The sequence below is a fragment of the uncultured Acidaminococcus sp. genome (assembly GCA_900538365.1).
In the GTDB taxonomy this organism is placed as follows: Bacteria; Bacillota; Negativicutes; order Acidaminococcales; family Acidaminococcaceae; genus Acidaminococcus.
The window spans coordinates 1-16,366 of sequence record UPXT01000024.1; the positions used below are offsets into that span (position 1 = coordinate 1).

Sequence of the window (16,366 nt, forward strand, 5' to 3'; positions counted from 1 at the left end):
TACCTGTCTTTACCTACGTATGATTTGGAATCCCCCAAAAATACGTGAAGAACCTTTTTATTTTTATATTTTTCTTTTAATATGATATTGAAATTATTTGCATTTTACCGAAAAATCTGCTATTTTAAGACATGAGGCAATACCTCACCCATATCTACCCTCACAAAGATATGGAAAAGACCTTTCGAGTTTGATCTGCCATTCTCGAAAGGTCTTTTATTATGCGTTATTTTAGATAACCCGGACTTTCAATTAAAAATGCCTTTTCCAATTTCTGACCATACTGATCCATCAAACGGATTAGATCTTGTATGGACTTACTGAGTTTATAGTCTTTCCTGTGGACGATAGAAACACTCCACACGGGATTATCCAGCAGGCAAAACCATGCACAATCATCGCGATATGGACTAGATAAGACACGAGAATGCGGGAGGATTGTGCAAGATAGTCCTTTGCTCACAATCTGTGTGAGTGCTGTATTGATTGCTGTTTCAAGCATGATGCTAGGGTGCAGGTGGTTTTCCTCAAACATAGGATCAATAACTTCCTTGCGCATGGTAGAATCCTCAAAAATAAGAGAAAATGGCTCATCTTTAAATAGGTGGATATCAGTGACTCGGAGCGGCTGGTTGATTCCAATAGGTACGGCATTTTTAGCCAAAGGATGGGTCATTGGAATCCCCAATAGCAAATCTTCCTGATAAACTTCATGAAAGACCAAATCTGGAAAACATTTTGCCGTGTTAATGTTGGTCAAGACAATCCCAATGTCAAGTTCTCCCTCTTCAATGAGCTGATATTGATCACGAACAATATGCTCGGCCAATTTACAGCGAAGATAAGGGTATCTATGACGAAAAATAGGGTACACAGCAGTAAAAAGATCAATGCCGTGCTCATGAGTAAGGCCAATGGATATTTCTGCGTGCAAATTATTTTTAAGGTCACTCAGCTGAGTTAAGGTATTGCGCTGGATTCGAAGGATTTCCATGGCGCTGCGCACATAAATCTCCCCCGCCTCAGTAATCCTAAAGTGATGATGATCCCGCTCAAAGAGCTTGATTCCAAGATTGCGTTCCAACTTCAGTAATTGCTGGTTAAGACCGGACTGCGTTAAATAAAGTTTCTCAGCGGCTTTGGAAATACTCTCACATTTGGCAATCATGACGACGTAATCCAGCATCTTGATATCCATGGAGGATCCTCCTTAATAGTAGTTTTTCTACTTATAAAATAAATTATTATCACCTTCATTTCATTTCGTCAAGCCAGTAGAATGAATCACAAGAGTTATCGGAATATTATTTTATTTCATTTCATCTCGCTAGGAAAAGGTAAAGAAAGGGGTTTTATCATGAAAGTGTTACACTGGCTTGACCGAAATTTCGAGCTCCTGATTTTGGCAATCATGCTCGCTGTCATGTGCGTACTGTCCTTTGCAAATGTTGTCATGCGTTATGGATTCCACCACGCCTTGACTTGGTCAGATGAGGTATGCTGCTACCTGCTTGCACTGTCAGCATTCTTCTGCCTACCTTGCGCCATTCGGAGAGGAGTCAGTCTAAAGGTAGACACCTTTACAAGACTGCTCCCTGAAGCAATTCAAAAGTATATTGAAATTCTCATCACCCTTGTTATGATGGGGATTATTTGGTTTCTTTTTCAAGGAACCATTGAACTGATAGGAAAAGCTGATTTGATTCATCAGGCCAGTCCTGCACTCCGGATTCCAGTCGCTTCGCTATACCGTTTCATGGCCTTAGGCCTTGCACTTGGAATGATTCGTTACGTTCAGCTTCTATATCGTCTCTTTACGGGAAAAGCGCAAACAGAAGCAGACAACGGTAACGATATGGAAAATGAGAAGGAGGAGATGAATTAATGGGTATCGGGATTTTCTTTCTAGTTCTATTCGTGCTTATCATTGCGGCACTTCCCATTGGAGGCGTTTTTTCCTTTCTCTCCATGTTGCCCCATTTAGCAAATCATGCCTTTTCCTTTGGTGTAAGTGATGTTGCCCGTGCCATGTTTTCGGGACTAAACAGCTTCACCCTTCTAGCCGTACCTATGTTCATGGTCTCCGGTATGATTATGGCAAGAGGCGGTATTTCGAAGAAACTCTTCAATTTCTTTGGTTATTTTATCGGGAATAAGACAGCTGGGTTCCCCTGTGCGGTTGTTGTTACCTGTATGTTCTACGCTGCGATTTCCGGTTCTTCTCCGGCTACTGTTTCTGCAGTGGGTGCAATGACAATTCCATTCCTTGTTTCTATGGGATATGACAAAATATTTGCTACCTCAATTGTAACCGTCGCCGGTGGCCTTGGAGTCATCATTCCACCATCTATCTCTTACATTGTCTACGCTTCCATCGCCAACTGTTCTCCCTCAAAACTCTTCATCGCCGGCATCATTCCAGGCATCCTCATTGGCTTTGCCCTCATGGTTTATTGCTATATTTACTGCAAGAAGCATGGTGAAGATAAACAAAAACTTCAGGAAAGCTATGACGAACTCCACAAAGACGGATTATGGAAGCTCTTTAAAGACAGCTTCTTTGCCCTTATGACGCCGGTCATCATTTTGGGAACGATTTATACAGGCATCTGCAGTCCTACTGAAGCTGCTGTAATCAGCGTTTTCTACGGTCTTTTTGTGTGCATCTGTGTCTATCGCACGCTTTCTATCAAGGACCTTGGGCATGTTTTTATGGAAGGTGCCAAGACGTACGTCAATATTCTTTTTGTCATCGCTGCGGCCGCGGCTTTTGCCAAAGTCTTGACACTGCTCCGTTATCCTCAGACTATCAGCCAAGGTGTTCTTGCCCTTTCGGACAATAAGTATGCAGTCCTTCTCATCATGAACCTTGTCATGCTTGTATGCGGCATGTTCATCGACAACATTCCAAATATCATGATTTTAACTCCGATCATGGTTCCAGTCGCAACAGCTCTAGGTGTTGATCCCATTCATTTTGGGATCATCATGACCTGCAACCTAGCTATTGGTATGGTTACTCCTCCCATGGGGATCAATCTTTTTGTTGCCTCCGGCATGACAAAAATTCCTATGCTGAAACTTGCCCGTGCCGTCGTTCCCTTCCTCATTACATTCCTGATTTCCCTAGGTCTAATTACCGCTGTTCCAGGGATTTCCATGGGGCTTGTCAGTGCCCTCTCCAAAGATACTGCAAAAGTTGCAGCAACGACAACACCTGCTTTGGATGCTGATGCCGATTTTTATGGAAAAAACATCAAAGCCTTGGATCCTGCGTCAATTCCAGCTGAATACCATTGGAGAGCTGCCATGACTGTTGCTGACTCATCTATCAACTATAAGATGGTCTCTGAATTTGCGTATTTAATTCACCAAAAATCCGGTGGTAAGATCACGGTTGATATCTATCCAAGCGGTCAACTGGGCAATACAACTGAATTTACGGAAGCTGTGGTCAGTGGTTCAATAGATATCGGAACAGGAATGACAACAGACCTCGTTGATTTTATTCCCCAATATGCCGTCTTTGACATGCCGAACCTATTTGATGATGTAAAACAAATGAGAGCCGTCCTTAGTGGCAATTTCCCCACCATCATGAACCAGTACTGTAATGCGGGCGGTATCCAAATGCTTGGTTACTCTGATGCAGGATTCCGTCAACTCACAACGAACAAGATTGTAAGAAAACTAGATGATCTGAAGGGGCAAAAAATCCGCGTCATGACCAATCCTTACCATCTTGCTTATTGGGATGCCCTAGGTGCAGCAGCAACACCGATGCAGTTTACAGAAGTATTCATGGGCCTACAGCAAGGAACCATTGACGGGCAGGAAAACCCTTACATGAACATTGTAGGAAATAACGTTCAGGAAGTGCAGAAATATGTAATCGAAACCAATCATATTGGACACATCATTACCTTCTTCATGAACAAGGATGTTTATCATTCTCTGCCTGAAAATGTCCGTCAGCTTGTCGATGAATGCGCTGCAGCCGCTACTGCGTATGGCAATGCCAAAGCAGACGCCAGCATCAAACAATATAAACAAATCTGCATTGACGCGGGAAATCAGATCATTACCCTGGATCCCTCTGTCGTAGAAGAAATTCGCCAAAAAGGAAAAGTCGTACAGCAGATGGTCCGTCGCGATGTAGGTAATAACATTGTTGACCAACTCATGGACGCAATCGAACAAACCAAAAAGCAGTAATTCACAAAAGCCTTGATGCCTGCCATCAAGGCTTTTAGAAAGGATGTACCTCATGAATTTTCTCATCAAGAATGGAGTTTTCTTGGATACAGAAACTGGCACTTGGATTCATTCCAATCTTGCTATCACAGGGGGAAAGATTGCGGATACGCCACCCCCTCACAAATCAGAAAACTATCATATCATCGATGCCAAAGATTGTCTCATTACACCAGGTCTCATTGATTATCACACCCACTACTATGAAGGCGGCAGTGAAAATGGTGTGAATCCAGACGCTACTTCATTCTGCACTGGTATTACAACAGCAGTGGATGCAGGCACGACAGGTGCGGGCGGCTATGAACTTTATTACAAGACCATTATATCGATGTCTGACGTACGGATTCTTAACTGTCTGCTCATTGCTTCCGGCGGTCAATCCAATGACCGGTACCCAGAGAATCTAGACCCCAAATATTTTGATGAAGAAAAGATTACTTCACTATTCGAGCGGTATGGCCATAACCTTGTTGGACTGAAAACAAGACTGTCAAAAAATATTCTCTCTGCAGAAATGGCTCGTATTTCCTTAAAAAGGACCATTGAAATTGCGGATCGCATTGGTACCCGTGTTGTGGTTCACGTCACCGATTCTCCCATTCCCCTTGACGAACTTGCATCATATCTCCGTCCTGGCGATGTCATCTGCCATATTTTCCACGGAAAAGGCAAACATACCTGTCTAGACAAAGACGGCCATGTTCTCAAAGGCTTATGGGAAGCGCGCCGGCGCGGCGTCCTCTTTGATGCCTGTAATGGAAGAAGCAATTTCGATCTCGTCGTGGCTCAAAAAGCAGTCCAAGAAGGTTTTGTGCCTGACATCATCAGTTCCGATAACAATGCATCCAGTTGGTTTCTTCAGCCCCTTCATTCCCTTCCCCGCATTCTCTCAAAATATGTAGATTTCGGGATGAGTTTAGAAAGTGTGCTCTTAACAGCAACAAAGAAACCGGCGCATCTCATTGGCCATCCTGAATTAGGAACACTGAAGGTCGGTACGCCTGCAGATCTTGTAATTTTTAAAGATAAAAGAAAACAAGTCCCCTATGAAGATTGCAATGGTCATACCTTCATCGGCCATCATGTTCTTGTACCTCAAATGACATTTAAAGATGGTCGCTGCGTCTACTGTCAAGCAGATTTTCAATAATGAAGCAGCCCGGAATGCTCCCGACTGAGGGGCATCCGGGATTTTTTTGTCTCGCTATTGGATAATTGCAGGATTCGATCAATTGCAATCGTCCATTCGGTCCTATGATTCGATATTTTAATTTGATTTATAGATAATATAATGATATATTATCTATAAATCAAATTTTAGGAGGCGCAATGGATACCGATCTGATTCGTACTTTTTTGACACTTGCTCAGTGCAGCAGTTTTTCCACGGCTGCTGAAAAGCTCACCATTTCCCAATCCACGTTAAGCCATCGGCTCCATCAGTTAGAAGAAGAACTGGGAGACGTCCTCGTAAGCCGCAGCCGAGGAAAACGAAATTTTCACCTCACTGAAGCAGGGTTGGAGTTTATCCCTCTTGCCGAGGATTGGATGCGCCTTTCCCACTCCATTGCGGGTTTTCATTTAGGAAGACGCTCCCAGATGCTGCGTATCGGCAGCGTAGAATCCGTTGCGATGACCCTCAGTCCTCTTTACAAAAATCTGCTCCAAATCAGGGAAGGAGCATCTTCTCTTCATCTTTTTTATACGACAAGCCCGTCCTTTAAACTTTATGATGCCCTTGAAGCCCATCAACTTGATGTGGCTTTGGTTGTAAGGAAAAGGAGAAGTCCGCTTCTAATTACAGAACCTCTTTTTTTGGAAGGACACCTTCTTCTGGGGGATTTTGGAAAACAGTCACACCCAATTGATCCTGCCACACTTCCTCCCCATCGAGAACTGCTTGCAGATTGGTCCCCAGCGTTCGAGCCCTGGCATCAGGAGATTTTTGGTTCAGTAGCCAGCCCTCTTGCTACAGTTGATACATCCCAAGCCCTGTTAGGACTGTTGGGAACGGAAACATGGAGCATTATTCCTGAAGCTTTCGCCCTTTATCTTAAGGATATGGGGATACTCGACCGTTTAGGACTCTCCCTTTATGAGCTTACCACGCCGCCACCGCGTCGTGTAACGTACAAGGTAACGCATCGGCATATCGACCCTGCCCGGAAAGAACTTATGGCTCATTTTGAAAAAGAACTCACTCATTTTATAACAGAGGATCACTTTACGCTTCGTACTGGCATCACAAGGAGGAAAGAATATGGAAATTGTTAGAGGCGGTGTTGTTTCAAAACTGCTTGAAGGAGTGCCTATCCCTAAAATGTTCCGGGCAAAGCAGAGCTTTCCCCGTCCACTCATTAAACGGGAAGATATTCCCGCTGCCGTTTGGCAAGCCATGGAAGGCGAACGTACAGCTTCCCTCATCAAACCAGGCATGAACATTGCCATTACAGCAGGCAGCCGCGGTATTGCCAATGTCGACGTCATCACCAAAGCCATTGTTGATTTCGTAAAGAAAAAGGGGGCTCATCCCTTTATTGTCCCGGCCATGGGAAGCCACGGCGGAGCAACGGCAGAAGGACAGTGCCAGATCCTTGAAGGCTACAACATCACGGAACAAAGTATGGGCTGCCCCATCCGTTCCTCTATGGAGACTGTCCTTTTAGGGACAAGTGAACTAGGAAAGCCTGTCTATCTCGACAAGATCGCCTACCATGCTGACGGGATCATTGTCTCCTGCCGCGTAAAACCTCACAATGCTTTCCGCGGCAAGTACGAAAGCGGGTTCTGCAAGATGATGGTTGTTGGCCTCGGCAAACAGGAGGGTGCCGAAAGCGTCCACAGCGACGGCATGGGGGTCATTGCTAAGAACCTTCCAGCAAACGCCAAAGTCATTCTCGATAAGGCCCCCATTCTCATGGGCGTCTGTACCATTGAAAATGCTTATGACGAAACGGCTAAGATTGCAGCTGTTCATCGGGATGACATCCTAGCGGAGGAACCGGGTCTTCTTAGAGAAGCCTTTGGCAATATGCCCCGTCTCATCGTCGGTGAATGCGATGTACTCATCGTCGACGAAATCGGGAAGAATTACAGCGGCACCGGCGTTGATCCCAACATCACAGGAACCTTCTCCACGCCTTATGCCCATGGCGGCGTCAAAGTGCAGCGCACATGTTTTCTTGATTTAACGGAAGCTTCCCATGGCAATGCCCTTGGGACGGGTCTGGCAAGCTGCATTTCAAAACGGCTCTTTGATAAGATTGATCTGCAGATGATGTATCCCAATACCATTACCAATACGGTCATTCGCTCGGCGGAGCTTCCTATCATCATGGCAACAGATAAAGAAAGCATCCAGTTCTGCATCCGCACGTTAAATGGGGTTGATAAAGACCATGCCCGTGTCATCCGGATTCCCAACAGTCTCCATATCGGAACCATCATGCTTTCCGAAGCCTATTATAATGATGTCGCAGAAGGCAAATATGAAGGACTGGAAGCCCTCGACACGCCGGAATATATGGAATTTGACGATGAAGGCAGCCTTTTGACGAAGATTATCTGATTCCATTAAAAAAGCTCTCCCCTGCATTTCTGTAGGAGAGGGCTTTTGTTATCTTTATTTTTTGTCTACCCGCTTAGTTGCAATCACATCAACGCCAAGCCCCAGCACATCTGAAATGAGCACGCTCCCGGCCTCGACAGGGGCCTTCACCACGGTCTTGCGGATTTCTTTCATCACAGGGAAAATCATGTCTTTAGGAATCATGCCCTTAGTTCTTACACTCACGAGCGGCAATTCTCCGCCTTCAACAAGGACGGAGCTTGCAATGCTGCGTTTTGGGGCAATGAGCTCCTGCTGGGCATAGGCTTCCCCCCGCTTACATAGCGCCCCCTCAAGGGAAAGGACCGCAATGGTTTCTGCGCTTTTTTCATAGGTGATATGCAGGTCACAGCCATTGGGGCAGACAATACAGGTTAGCTCCTTATTCATCAACACTCACCTCCAAGGACGCTTTTCCAACAATCTGGTTACTCTTGATGGGCAGTTCAATCATATTTGCCGGCAGGGCATTTTTTACAAGCTTTTGAGCAACGATATGATTCCCTTGCCGAACTGTGATTTTGGCATTTTTCTGGGGCGCTCGGACACGGAGGGAAAGGGTCACATCTTCTTTTCCCGTGAGCTTTTGGGGAACCGTGTGGCCCACATTGCGGCCCGTTTTGACGTCAATGACAGCCTCATAGCGGCTTCCTTCCAGATAGCGCTTGATTCCTCGTGCCATAGTTTCTGCTTCCAGGGAAACAAAATCAACCAGGTCATGAACATGCAGGACGTTGCCTGCGGCAAAGATTCCCGGTACGGTCGTTTCAAAGTATTCATCGACAATGGCCCCACTTGTAGCTGGGGTAAGAACAGCGCCTGCACCAAGGGTCAGTTCATTTTCCGGAATCAATCCAACGGAAAGGACAAGGGTGTCACAAGGGATTTCCTCTTCTGTTCCTTCAATCACTTGAAGCTTTTTATCCACTTTGGATACGACAACGCTCGTCACACGGTCCGTACCCTTAATATCGGATACGGTGTATCCCAAATGCAGGGGAATGTCATAATCGTGGAGACACTGCTCAATATTACGGGGAAGGCCGCTCGGGATCGGGTTGATCTCGTAGACGCCGATGACATGCGCGCCTTCAAGGGTAAGACGGCGAGCCATGATAAGGCCAATATCCCCGGACCCTAGGATCACCACTTCTTTGCCAGGCATCCGGTTTTGAAGATTGATATAGGCCTGGGCCACACCTGCCGTAATGACACCAGCCGGGCGGGTTCCCGGAATGGCAAGGGCCCCTCTTGTCCTTTCCCGGCACCCCATAGTGAGGACAACCGCTTTGGCTTTGGCAATGATCATGCCCGATTCATGGGCCGCCTGCACCTCGTGATCAGGTGTCACATTAATGACCGTCGTATCCGTCACATAAGGAATCTTTCGTTTTTCCACTTCCTTGATAAAACGGGCTGCATATTCGGGACCGCTTAACGATTCTCCAAACCTTGTGAGGCCAAATCCATCATGGATACACTGTTTGAGTATGCCGCCCAAGGCATGTTCCCGTTCAAGGATCAAAAGATCCGTGATTCCTTCATCATACAGCTGGACCGCCGCTGCAAGACCAGCTGGGCCGCCGCCGACAATGACGACATCCGTATGCAGCACCTTAGCTTTTTCCGCTTTCATTTCCATCTGCTCCCTCTCATTTCCCGGCTTCATTCCGAACGGTTCCTGTAAAGATCCAGCCGCCTTCACGTTGGTAACGAAGATCTTCCGGAGAAAGCCCCAGTTCCTTTTCGATGAGTTCCGTAATCCGCGTCTGGCAATAACCGCCCTGGCATCTTCCCATCATGGAACGGGTCCGGTTCTTGATTCCTGTCACGGTGTGAACGCCCAAAGGATTGTGAAGAGCGGCCAAGATTTCGGCCTTCGTCACGTTTTCACAGCGACAAAAGATCTGTCCATAGTTTGGATCTTCTTTGATGGCCTCCATCCGCTCTTCCAAAGTCATTTCAGCAAAACGCGGAATCGGTTTGCGGATTGGATCGAAGGCTTCTTTCTTCTTGATGAGATTTCCTTCATTTTCTTCCGTACCAAGAAAAATGGCTGCCACGCGGCGAGCCAGCGGCGTTGCCGCTGTGACGCCAGGAGACTCGATTCCCACAAGGCTGATGGTATGGGGAATCTCCTCATTCGTATCAATCCGGAAATCCAGAGCTTCCTTTGTTATCGGATTATAGTTGCGCCACCGGATTCCCACAAAATTACGGATGAAATAAGGGCGCGCCATCTTGGGGAACATCTTTTTTCCATCAGTAAAAAGTTTATCCAAACTCTGCTTCTGGTTTGCATAATCCTCGGGGCCTTCCGTATCATACCAATCAGGTCCCACAAGAATATTGCCATCTACCGTAGGCGTCGCGTGCGTCACAAATCCCCCTTGATCATTTGGAGCCGGATAAACAGGAGTCTTGAGGAACTGGCCCGCCTTTTTATCAAGGACGTAATACTCTCCTTTGCATCCATACTGAGGAACATGCGGATAGCCCATCATTTCGCCAATCTTGTTGGCATAGGCACCGGCACTGTTAATGACCCATCTTGCAAGGAAAATGGCCCGTTCTGTCGTTACTTCATACAGGTCTTCTTTCCCTGATACGGAAGGATTTCGCTTGATAAGGCGGGCCATATCTGTGGTATCCTTGGGAATTCGTTTAATGCCCGTAACGCGGGATCCAAAGTAGAAATGAACGCCATTATGGCAGGCATTTTCAGCAAGTCCAATGGTGTACTGGAAGGGATCCAAGATTCCGGAACTAGGAACATACATAGCAAAATTGCCGCCTGCGTTAGGTTCAATGCGTTGCATTTCGTCAGCATCGACCATACGCATGCCTTTGACTCCGTTTGCTTCCCCGTTGGCCTTAAAGCGCAGGATATTTTGGCGGTCATGTTCGGTAAATCCAACAACCAATTTTCCCGTTCTCTTAAAAGGCACTCCCAGTTCGGAAGCCACTTTATCGAATTCCTGATTGCCTTCTACGGAACACTGGGCCCGCAGCGTTCCCAGTTTATACGTAAACCCACCGTGAAGCATGCCCGTATTGCGGCTGGAGTTTCCTGTTGCCACATCCAGTTCCTTTTCAAGAACGGCTGTTTTTAGTTCATATCGGGATAGCTCCCTTGCAATGGCGCTTCCCACGACACCAGCACCAATGACAATGACATCGTATTGTTCCATTCTTCTTTTTCCTCCTTATTCAAGGGTCCTTTCTAAAATAGCAGGGAAGGCGCTGTTAGGCAAACCACAATCATGAATAACAGCCATAAGGGCCCCCCAATTTTAACGTAATCACTAAATTTATATCCGGCAGGGAGAATCTGCATATTTACAGGCGTCCCAATCGGCGTTGCAATGGCCATATTAGATGCCACAGCAATGAGGATGATAAAAGGAACAGGGCTGAGTCCCATCTTCAGTGCCAAAGGGATATAAATAGGTGCAAGCATCGCTGAAACCGAGACATTCTGCATAAACAGGGTCAAGAAACTTCCTAAGACAAACATCACGCAAAGGATGACCGTCAAGGAAGCATGTTCGCCTCCGAAAAAATCAAGGATGCTGCTGGCAATCAGCTCTCCTGCTCCGGTCTTTTCCAATCCCGTTCCCAAAGTGGTAATGGCGCCGACGGTCAGAAGGACACCCCAATTGAGTTCATGCAAGGTTTTCTCAAAAGAAATCGTTTTGGTCATAAAAAGGATCGTCGCACCGATCAGCGCAACATTTGCAATATTCAAATAGGCACTGAAGGGCCTGAAACCACAAAGGATAAATCCCACAATGCAAATTCCCAACGTAAAGACCGAGATAACTTGCTTTTTCTTAGGAACCTGAGGAATCCCTACCCCATCGAGTTCATCACAGGGTGCCGCTGCATATTGGTTTCCATCATCAAAATGAGGGGACCCTGGCTTTAGGGTCTTTTTAGTGATGGTATACCCAATCGTTGCAAAGTAAAGGACCATGACAATATCAACGATCCACATGATGCGTGTAACATCAAAAACCCCCATTCCCATCTCATACCCTGCTGTCTGCATCAGGAAACTGTTGGCTGTATTCTGTGAAGTTGACCCAACAAGGGTCGTTGCTCCACCAACAATGCAGGCAATTCCGGCGGGCATAATGACCATCTTGGAACGGATTTTTCCTCTCGAACCAGCCGCAACCGCTGCTATGATGGGCATCCACATGGCAATGCATCCAGAATCACTCATGAAAGCAGACATGAAGGTACAGATGGTCACCACAACAACAGTAAAAATCCTTTCATTCTGCACAATCCTTAGTTTTCCAATGGCAACCCCCATCTTTTGAGCCACGCCAGTTTGAAAAATAGCGTCTCCAACAATCATCATCCCGGCAATCATACAGACAGGAGCACTGCCAAATCCCGAATAGATGGCAGATAACTTGACACTGGGGAGCATGATTCCCATTGCCAGTGAGCAAAGGACGGCCGTGACCGCCATAGGGAACGCCCTCGTGATGAATAAGACCATCGTAACTGCGACAATTACAATGCATAGTGTAGTCTCGGACATATTTGCGCCTCCTTCAATATGTCTCTGTAAAAATTCAAAGGACTCGTAATATTCAGTTTTCTGCAGTTGTGATCACAATCTCCTCTTTCATCCTAGGGAATATTTAAGTTCTAGTCAATTTATATTGATTATATTGATTTAATTTGTTAATATTCATCTTAAAGGCAAGAATAAATGCAAATTAAAGAAGGCGATTTTCTTGGGTAAGCTTCCTTATTATGCCTATTTTGGATCCTCTATCGTTTATTCCGTTCCACAGCTCCATGATGAAATGGAAATTTATCTCAGTCTGAATCATAATGGCAGCTTTCTGGTCCAAGATACCCGTTATCCCCTCGAAACGGGCAGTCTGATCATCATCCGGCCCTTTGAGATCCATTATTTATTCAGTTCAGTCAAGGATCATACAGATCGTTATGCTTTACGCTTTCCTGTTAGTTTCCTTGAAAAAATGTCAACATCGGAAACCAATCTAAAAAAGCTATTTGAAAATGTTCCCCACCATATCATGCTTTCTCAACATGACCTCATTAAATTTTCGAGTCTTATGGAGGACTTAATTGCTCCTGTACAACCCCAATTTGGGGAAGATATCTATCGCACCCTTTTGCTAGAAAAATTCCTGCTTGCTGTGGCAAGGAAACTGCACGATTGCAAGACAGACGAAACAACCGAAATCGAAACGCGCGACCGCACCATTATGGATACCATCACCTATATTTCGGCCCATTACCTGGAGTCCATCCATCTTGACGATATCGCCGCCCACCTTTATGTCAGCAAATCCCGTCTCTGCAAGATTTTCAAGGACCATACGGGAATTTCCATTGGCGACTATATGACTATGCTCCGTCTGCAAAAAGCTTGTGTTCTCTTGAAAGAAAATACCATGATGGTACGGGATGTAGCAGCCGCGGTAGGATTTAGGAGCTATCCGCATTTCATTCGAACCTTTACCAATAAAATTGGAATGTCACCGAAAAAATTTGTACGCGAATCAAAAAAGTAACAACAAAAAAGATGGAAGCAACAGCATTTCACATACTATTGTTTCCATCTTTTTGTTATCCAATACTTTCATGTAAAGTAATCTCTTAGTTTTTCCAAAAGTGTTTGAGAGCACCATTATCTTCAAAAGGAACAGGAAAATAATTCCCTACCAAGGACCCTCGCTCTGGGTCAAGTTCTTTTGCAAGGGCTTTTGATACCCAGATTCGTTCGAGGTTCCCTGTATTGCGGATAATCGCCATTCGAAGATCTTCCAGGGCAATTCTTCCTGCGGCCTTGATACAGGCTTTAAAAACAAGTTCGTCCGTTTCCATCGTCGGCGGGATCATGGCCGTAAAGGGCTTCATTCCCGTCAGGGCATTAATGACTGTCATGGCTTCATCAAGTTCATCCCGAACGCGTCGGGAAATAAAGTTTCCCATACCGATTCCATTGCCATTGCCTTCGGATTGAGGCGTAATGGAGAGAATACCCAGCTCCGTCACATCAGGTCCAACATTGGGCCGATTATTGATGGGTCTTCCCACAATTGCAGGGTCCATCCCGGTCCCCGATATATTTTTCCCTAGCTCACAGCAAATCAACACGTCCATCGCGTCAAAGGGAATGCGCGGGACCATTTTCTTGGCCCGTTCCAGGATTTTGGGTTCTTCTGTTGGGATTTCTTCTTTTCTGAGGGCATAGACATCGGCGAGTTCATCATAACCATTTTCTATGACTGCAATCCCGCCAACAACTTTAGCAGTTTTGAGGGCCAGAAGCCCAACCCTTGCCATGTTATCGTTCAGATAATCCGTGCCAAGGCTATGGGTCATCGCTGCTCCCTTATGTTTAGCCAGTCCTATGGCCATCATTTTGACAAGACCACTCTGATAAGCACCATAAATGGAAGTATGAGTCTTTACCCGATTAAGCAGCAAGATGCCATCTGCCTCTGACGCAATCCGATCCAAATAAACAGGAAGTCCCAGCTCCGTTCGGGCGATTTCAACGACATCCATACTCGAATAAATTGGGGCACCCACGGTCTCTTCCGTAATGCCAAGATGCCTTAAGACCTCAACCTGTCCTTCCGCGGTCGCCCCGCCATGGCTCCCCATAGACGGAACAATAAAGGGAACAGCCCCACATGCCTTGATATAACGGACCGCAGCCCTCATCACGGCAGGATAATCCGCAATGCCGCGACTTCCGCCTGTAATAGCGATTCGAGCGCCTGGACGTATGGGGAGTTTTTTCTCTTGAAGGCGCGCTAAAAGGACCTCTTCTGCCTTAGGCAGACGAGTCTCATCAAATTTTGTTTTGATCTCGATAACAGGAGGGATCCTGTATTCATCGAGCATTTTCTTTAGCGCATCCATCATGGCACCTCCTAAGCATTCCTTTCCCTCAAAGTATAACATAAAGAGATGACAGAATATTCTTGTATGATTTAGATTTTCTGATGAATCTTCCCAGAAAAATGGGTTCTTTAAGGATAATAAAATGGGTATTTTTTATTTTTAACATGTTAAATTTTGCTTGACAAATATTCTGAACAGTGTTAAATATTAGTTATCTGATTTTTCTTGCTGTATAAATTAAGGAGGTTATTATGAACGCTGCAGATTGGATCAAAAAAGACCAAACGGTTAAACAAGTATCTGAGAAAAAGGAAACGGTTTTCATTAACCCGCTTTATCTACCCTTCGAAACAACGAAAGGCGTCTGCGACCTTATTGTTTCCGACGAGGATATTGCCGATGCCGCGGCAAGACTGGATCGCTTTGCGCCTTTTATTGAAAAGTGTTTCCCTGAAACAAAAGAAACGCATGGCCTGATTGAATCCCCCCTGCGCAGCATTCCCAAGATGCAGGAAGCGTTAAAAGAGGCTTATCATGCTGACATTCCGGGAACCCTCATGCTCAAGATGGACAGCCACCTTGCCATTGCTGGATCGGTCAAGGCCCGCGGCGGTATCTATGAGGTCCTAAAGCATGCCGAAGACCTCGCCCTTGAAGCAGGTCTATTGAAAAAGGATGAATCCTATGCCCGTCTTGCTGATGAAGACGTCAAAACCTTCTTTAAGCAGTATACGGTACAAGTTGGCTCAACGGGCAACTTAGGCCTTTCCATTGGCATTATGAGTGCTGCTCTTGGCTTTACCGTCAAGGTTCACATGTCAGCCGATGCCAAACAATGGAAAAAAGACCTGCTCCGCAGCAAAGGCGTAGAAGTTATCGAATATGCTGATGATTATTCCAAAGCGGTAGCCGAAGGACGGAAGCTTTCCGACCTTGATTCAAAAAGCTATTTCGTTGACGATGAGAAGTCGGTCAATCTATTCCTTGGTTATGCAGTAGCCGCCAACCGCCTCAAAAAACAGCTTGATGAAGCGGGCATTACTGTTGATGGAGACCACCCTCTCATCGTCTATATTCCAGCTGGTGTTGGCGGAGCGCCTGGCGGTGTGGCTTATGGTCTGAAACGTCTTTTCAAAGACAATGTTCATTGCTTCTTTACAGAGCCTACAAACTGTCCTTCCGTGCTCCTTGGGGTTGCAACGCAGCTTTTTGAAAAAGCCAATGTCCATGACTTTGGTATCAGTGGACAGACCGAAGCAGACGGCCTTGCCTGCGCCGCCCCTTCTGGATTTGTTACGCGCATCATGAGCAATCTTCTTTCCGGTGACTTTACGGTTGACGATTATCGTCTCTTTGATTACCTCCGTCTCCTCCACGGGCAGGAAAACATCGAAATCGAACCTTCAAGCTGTGCCGCCTTTGTGGGACCGACGAACCTCCTTTCCTACGAAGCATCGAAAACTTATTGTAAGAAACAGGGACTTACAAAGGAAAAACTGGCTGGCGCTACCCAAATTTGCTGGGCTACAGGCGGACGTCTTGTTCCCCCTGAAATCCGCAAGGCCTATCTTGAAACACACCTCAAGTAAGGAAAGG

General features: G+C 46.0%; 13 protein-coding genes and 1 pseudogene. 8 read left to right on the top strand and 6 right to left on the bottom strand.

Features of this window, described 5'->3' with window-relative positions; all coding sequences use genetic code 11:
* Positions 1-226 precede the first annotated feature (226 nt).
* Positions 227-1,198, bottom strand: coding sequence for a LysR family transcriptional regulator (locus tag QZQ08_RS05965; RefSeq protein ID WP_296329358.1), 972 nt, complete (start codon positions 1,196-1,198; stop codon positions 227-229).
* 159 nt (positions 1,199-1,357) lie between these two features.
* Between QZQ08_RS05965 and QZQ08_RS05970 the strand changes: the two genes are divergently transcribed.
* From QZQ08_RS05970 to QZQ08_RS05990, 6 genes and pseudogenes are all read left to right on the top strand, one after another.
* Complete coding sequence (locus QZQ08_RS05970; RefSeq protein WP_296329363.1) at positions 1,358-1,885, top strand: TRAP transporter small permease; 528 nt, start codon at positions 1,358-1,360, stop codon at positions 1,883-1,885.
* Positions 1,885-3,168 (top strand): annotated as a pseudogene (locus QZQ08_RS09750) (TRAP transporter large permease); the annotation flags it as partial. The gene QZQ08_RS05970 and the pseudogene QZQ08_RS09750, both read left to right, overlap by 1 nt.
* A gap of 141 nt (positions 3,169-3,309) precedes the next feature.
* Positions 3,310-4,215: a TRAP transporter substrate-binding protein gene (locus QZQ08_RS09755; protein ID WP_366140865.1), complete on the top strand. Its 906-nt coding sequence runs from the start codon at positions 3,310-3,312 to the stop codon at positions 4,213-4,215.
* 52 nt (positions 4,216-4,267) lie between these two features.
* Positions 4,268-5,407, top strand: a complete 1,140-nt coding sequence (locus tag QZQ08_RS05980) for a metallo-dependent hydrolase (RefSeq protein ID WP_296329368.1) — start codon at positions 4,268-4,270, stop codon at positions 5,405-5,407.
* A gap of 179 nt (positions 5,408-5,586) precedes the next feature.
* A complete protein-coding gene (locus QZQ08_RS05985) occupies positions 5,587-6,531 on the top strand; it encodes a LysR family transcriptional regulator (RefSeq protein ID WP_296329373.1) in 945 nt (314 codons plus the stop codon).
* Positions 6,518-7,825 carry a lactate racemase domain-containing protein gene (locus QZQ08_RS05990; protein ID WP_296329376.1) on the top strand — a complete coding sequence of 436 codons (1,308 nt, stop codon included), beginning with the start codon at positions 6,518-6,520 and terminating at the stop codon, positions 7,823-7,825. Before QZQ08_RS05985 ends, QZQ08_RS05990 begins: the two co-directional genes overlap by 14 nt.
* A 54-nt stretch (positions 7,826-7,879) precedes the next feature.
* On the opposite strand, the gene QZQ08_RS05995 is transcribed toward QZQ08_RS05990, so the two are convergent.
* From QZQ08_RS05995 to QZQ08_RS06010, 4 genes are read right to left on the bottom strand one after another with little or no spacing between them, the layout of a single operon-like run.
* Complete coding sequence (locus QZQ08_RS05995; protein ID WP_296329379.1) at positions 7,880-8,254, bottom strand: DUF1667 domain-containing protein; 375 nt, start codon at positions 8,252-8,254, stop codon at positions 7,880-7,882.
* Positions 8,247-9,506: an FAD-dependent oxidoreductase gene (locus tag QZQ08_RS06000; protein WP_366140866.1), complete on the bottom strand. Its 1,260-nt coding sequence runs from the start codon at positions 9,504-9,506 to the stop codon at positions 8,247-8,249. Before QZQ08_RS06000 ends, QZQ08_RS05995 begins: the two co-directional genes overlap by 8 nt.
* A 10-nt stretch (positions 9,507-9,516) precedes the next feature.
* On the bottom strand, positions 9,517-11,055 hold the full coding sequence (locus QZQ08_RS06005) for an NAD(P)/FAD-dependent oxidoreductase (RefSeq protein WP_296329385.1): 1,539 nt from the start codon (positions 11,053-11,055) through the stop codon (positions 9,517-9,519).
* A 32-nt stretch (positions 11,056-11,087) separates the two neighbouring features.
* The gene (locus QZQ08_RS06010) at positions 11,088-12,419 is read right to left on the bottom strand and encodes an SLC13 family permease (protein ID WP_296329388.1); all 1,332 of its coding nucleotides are present in this window, start codon (positions 12,417-12,419) and stop codon (positions 11,088-11,090) included.
* A 199-nt stretch (positions 12,420-12,618) separates the two neighbouring features.
* On the opposite strand from QZQ08_RS06010, the gene QZQ08_RS06015 reads away from it, so the two are divergent.
* The gene (locus tag QZQ08_RS06015; RefSeq protein WP_296329391.1) at positions 12,619-13,428 is read left to right on the top strand and encodes an AraC family transcriptional regulator; all 810 of its coding nucleotides are present in this window, start codon (positions 12,619-12,621) and stop codon (positions 13,426-13,428) included.
* Between the two features lie 85 nt (positions 13,429-13,513).
* On the opposite strand, the gene QZQ08_RS06020 is transcribed toward QZQ08_RS06015, so the two are convergent.
* Positions 13,514-14,791, bottom strand: a complete 1,278-nt coding sequence (locus QZQ08_RS06020; RefSeq protein ID WP_296329394.1) for a DUF362 domain-containing protein — start codon at positions 14,789-14,791, stop codon at positions 13,514-13,516.
* Positions 14,792-15,021: 230 nt separating this feature from the next.
* Between QZQ08_RS06020 and dsdA the strand changes: the two genes are divergently transcribed.
* Entirely contained in the window at positions 15,022-16,359 is a 1,338-nt protein-coding gene (dsdA, locus tag QZQ08_RS06025; protein WP_296329398.1) for a D-serine ammonia-lyase, read from the top strand.
* The last annotated feature ends 7 nt before the right edge of the window (positions 16,360-16,366 follow it).

Coding starts and splice junctions, on each gene's coding strand:
- QZQ08_RS05965 (WP_296329358.1), bottom strand. CDS start 1,198: ATGGATATCAAGATGCTGGATTACGTCGTCATGATTGCCAAATGTGAG.
- QZQ08_RS05970 (WP_296329363.1), top strand. CDS start 1,358: ATGAAAGTGTTACACTGGCTTGACCGAAATTTCGAGCTCCTGATTTTG.
- QZQ08_RS09755 (WP_366140865.1), top strand. CDS start 3,310: ATGACTGTTGCTGACTCATCTATCAACTATAAGATGGTCTCTGAATTT.
- QZQ08_RS05980 (WP_296329368.1), top strand. CDS start 4,268: ATGAATTTTCTCATCAAGAATGGAGTTTTCTTGGATACAGAAACTGGC.
- QZQ08_RS05985 (WP_296329373.1), top strand. CDS start 5,587: ATGGATACCGATCTGATTCGTACTTTTTTGACACTTGCTCAGTGCAGC.
- QZQ08_RS05990 (WP_296329376.1), top strand. CDS start 6,518: ATGGAAATTGTTAGAGGCGGTGTTGTTTCAAAACTGCTTGAAGGAGTG.
- QZQ08_RS05995 (WP_296329379.1), bottom strand. CDS start 8,254: ATGAATAAGGAGCTAACCTGTATTGTCTGCCCCAATGGCTGTGACCTG.
- QZQ08_RS06000 (WP_366140866.1), bottom strand. CDS start 9,506: ATGGAAATGAAAGCGGAAAAAGCTAAGGTGCTGCATACGGATGTCGTC.
- QZQ08_RS06005 (WP_296329385.1), bottom strand. CDS start 11,055: ATGGAACAATACGATGTCATTGTCATTGGTGCTGGTGTCGTGGGAAGC.
- QZQ08_RS06010 (WP_296329388.1), bottom strand. CDS start 12,419: ATGTCCGAGACTACACTATGCATTGTAATTGTCGCAGTTACGATGGTC.
- QZQ08_RS06020 (WP_296329394.1), bottom strand. CDS start 14,791: ATGATGGATGCGCTAAAGAAAATGCTCGATGAATACAGGATCCCTCCT.
- dsdA (WP_296329398.1), top strand. CDS start 15,022: ATGAACGCTGCAGATTGGATCAAAAAAGACCAAACGGTTAAACAAGTA.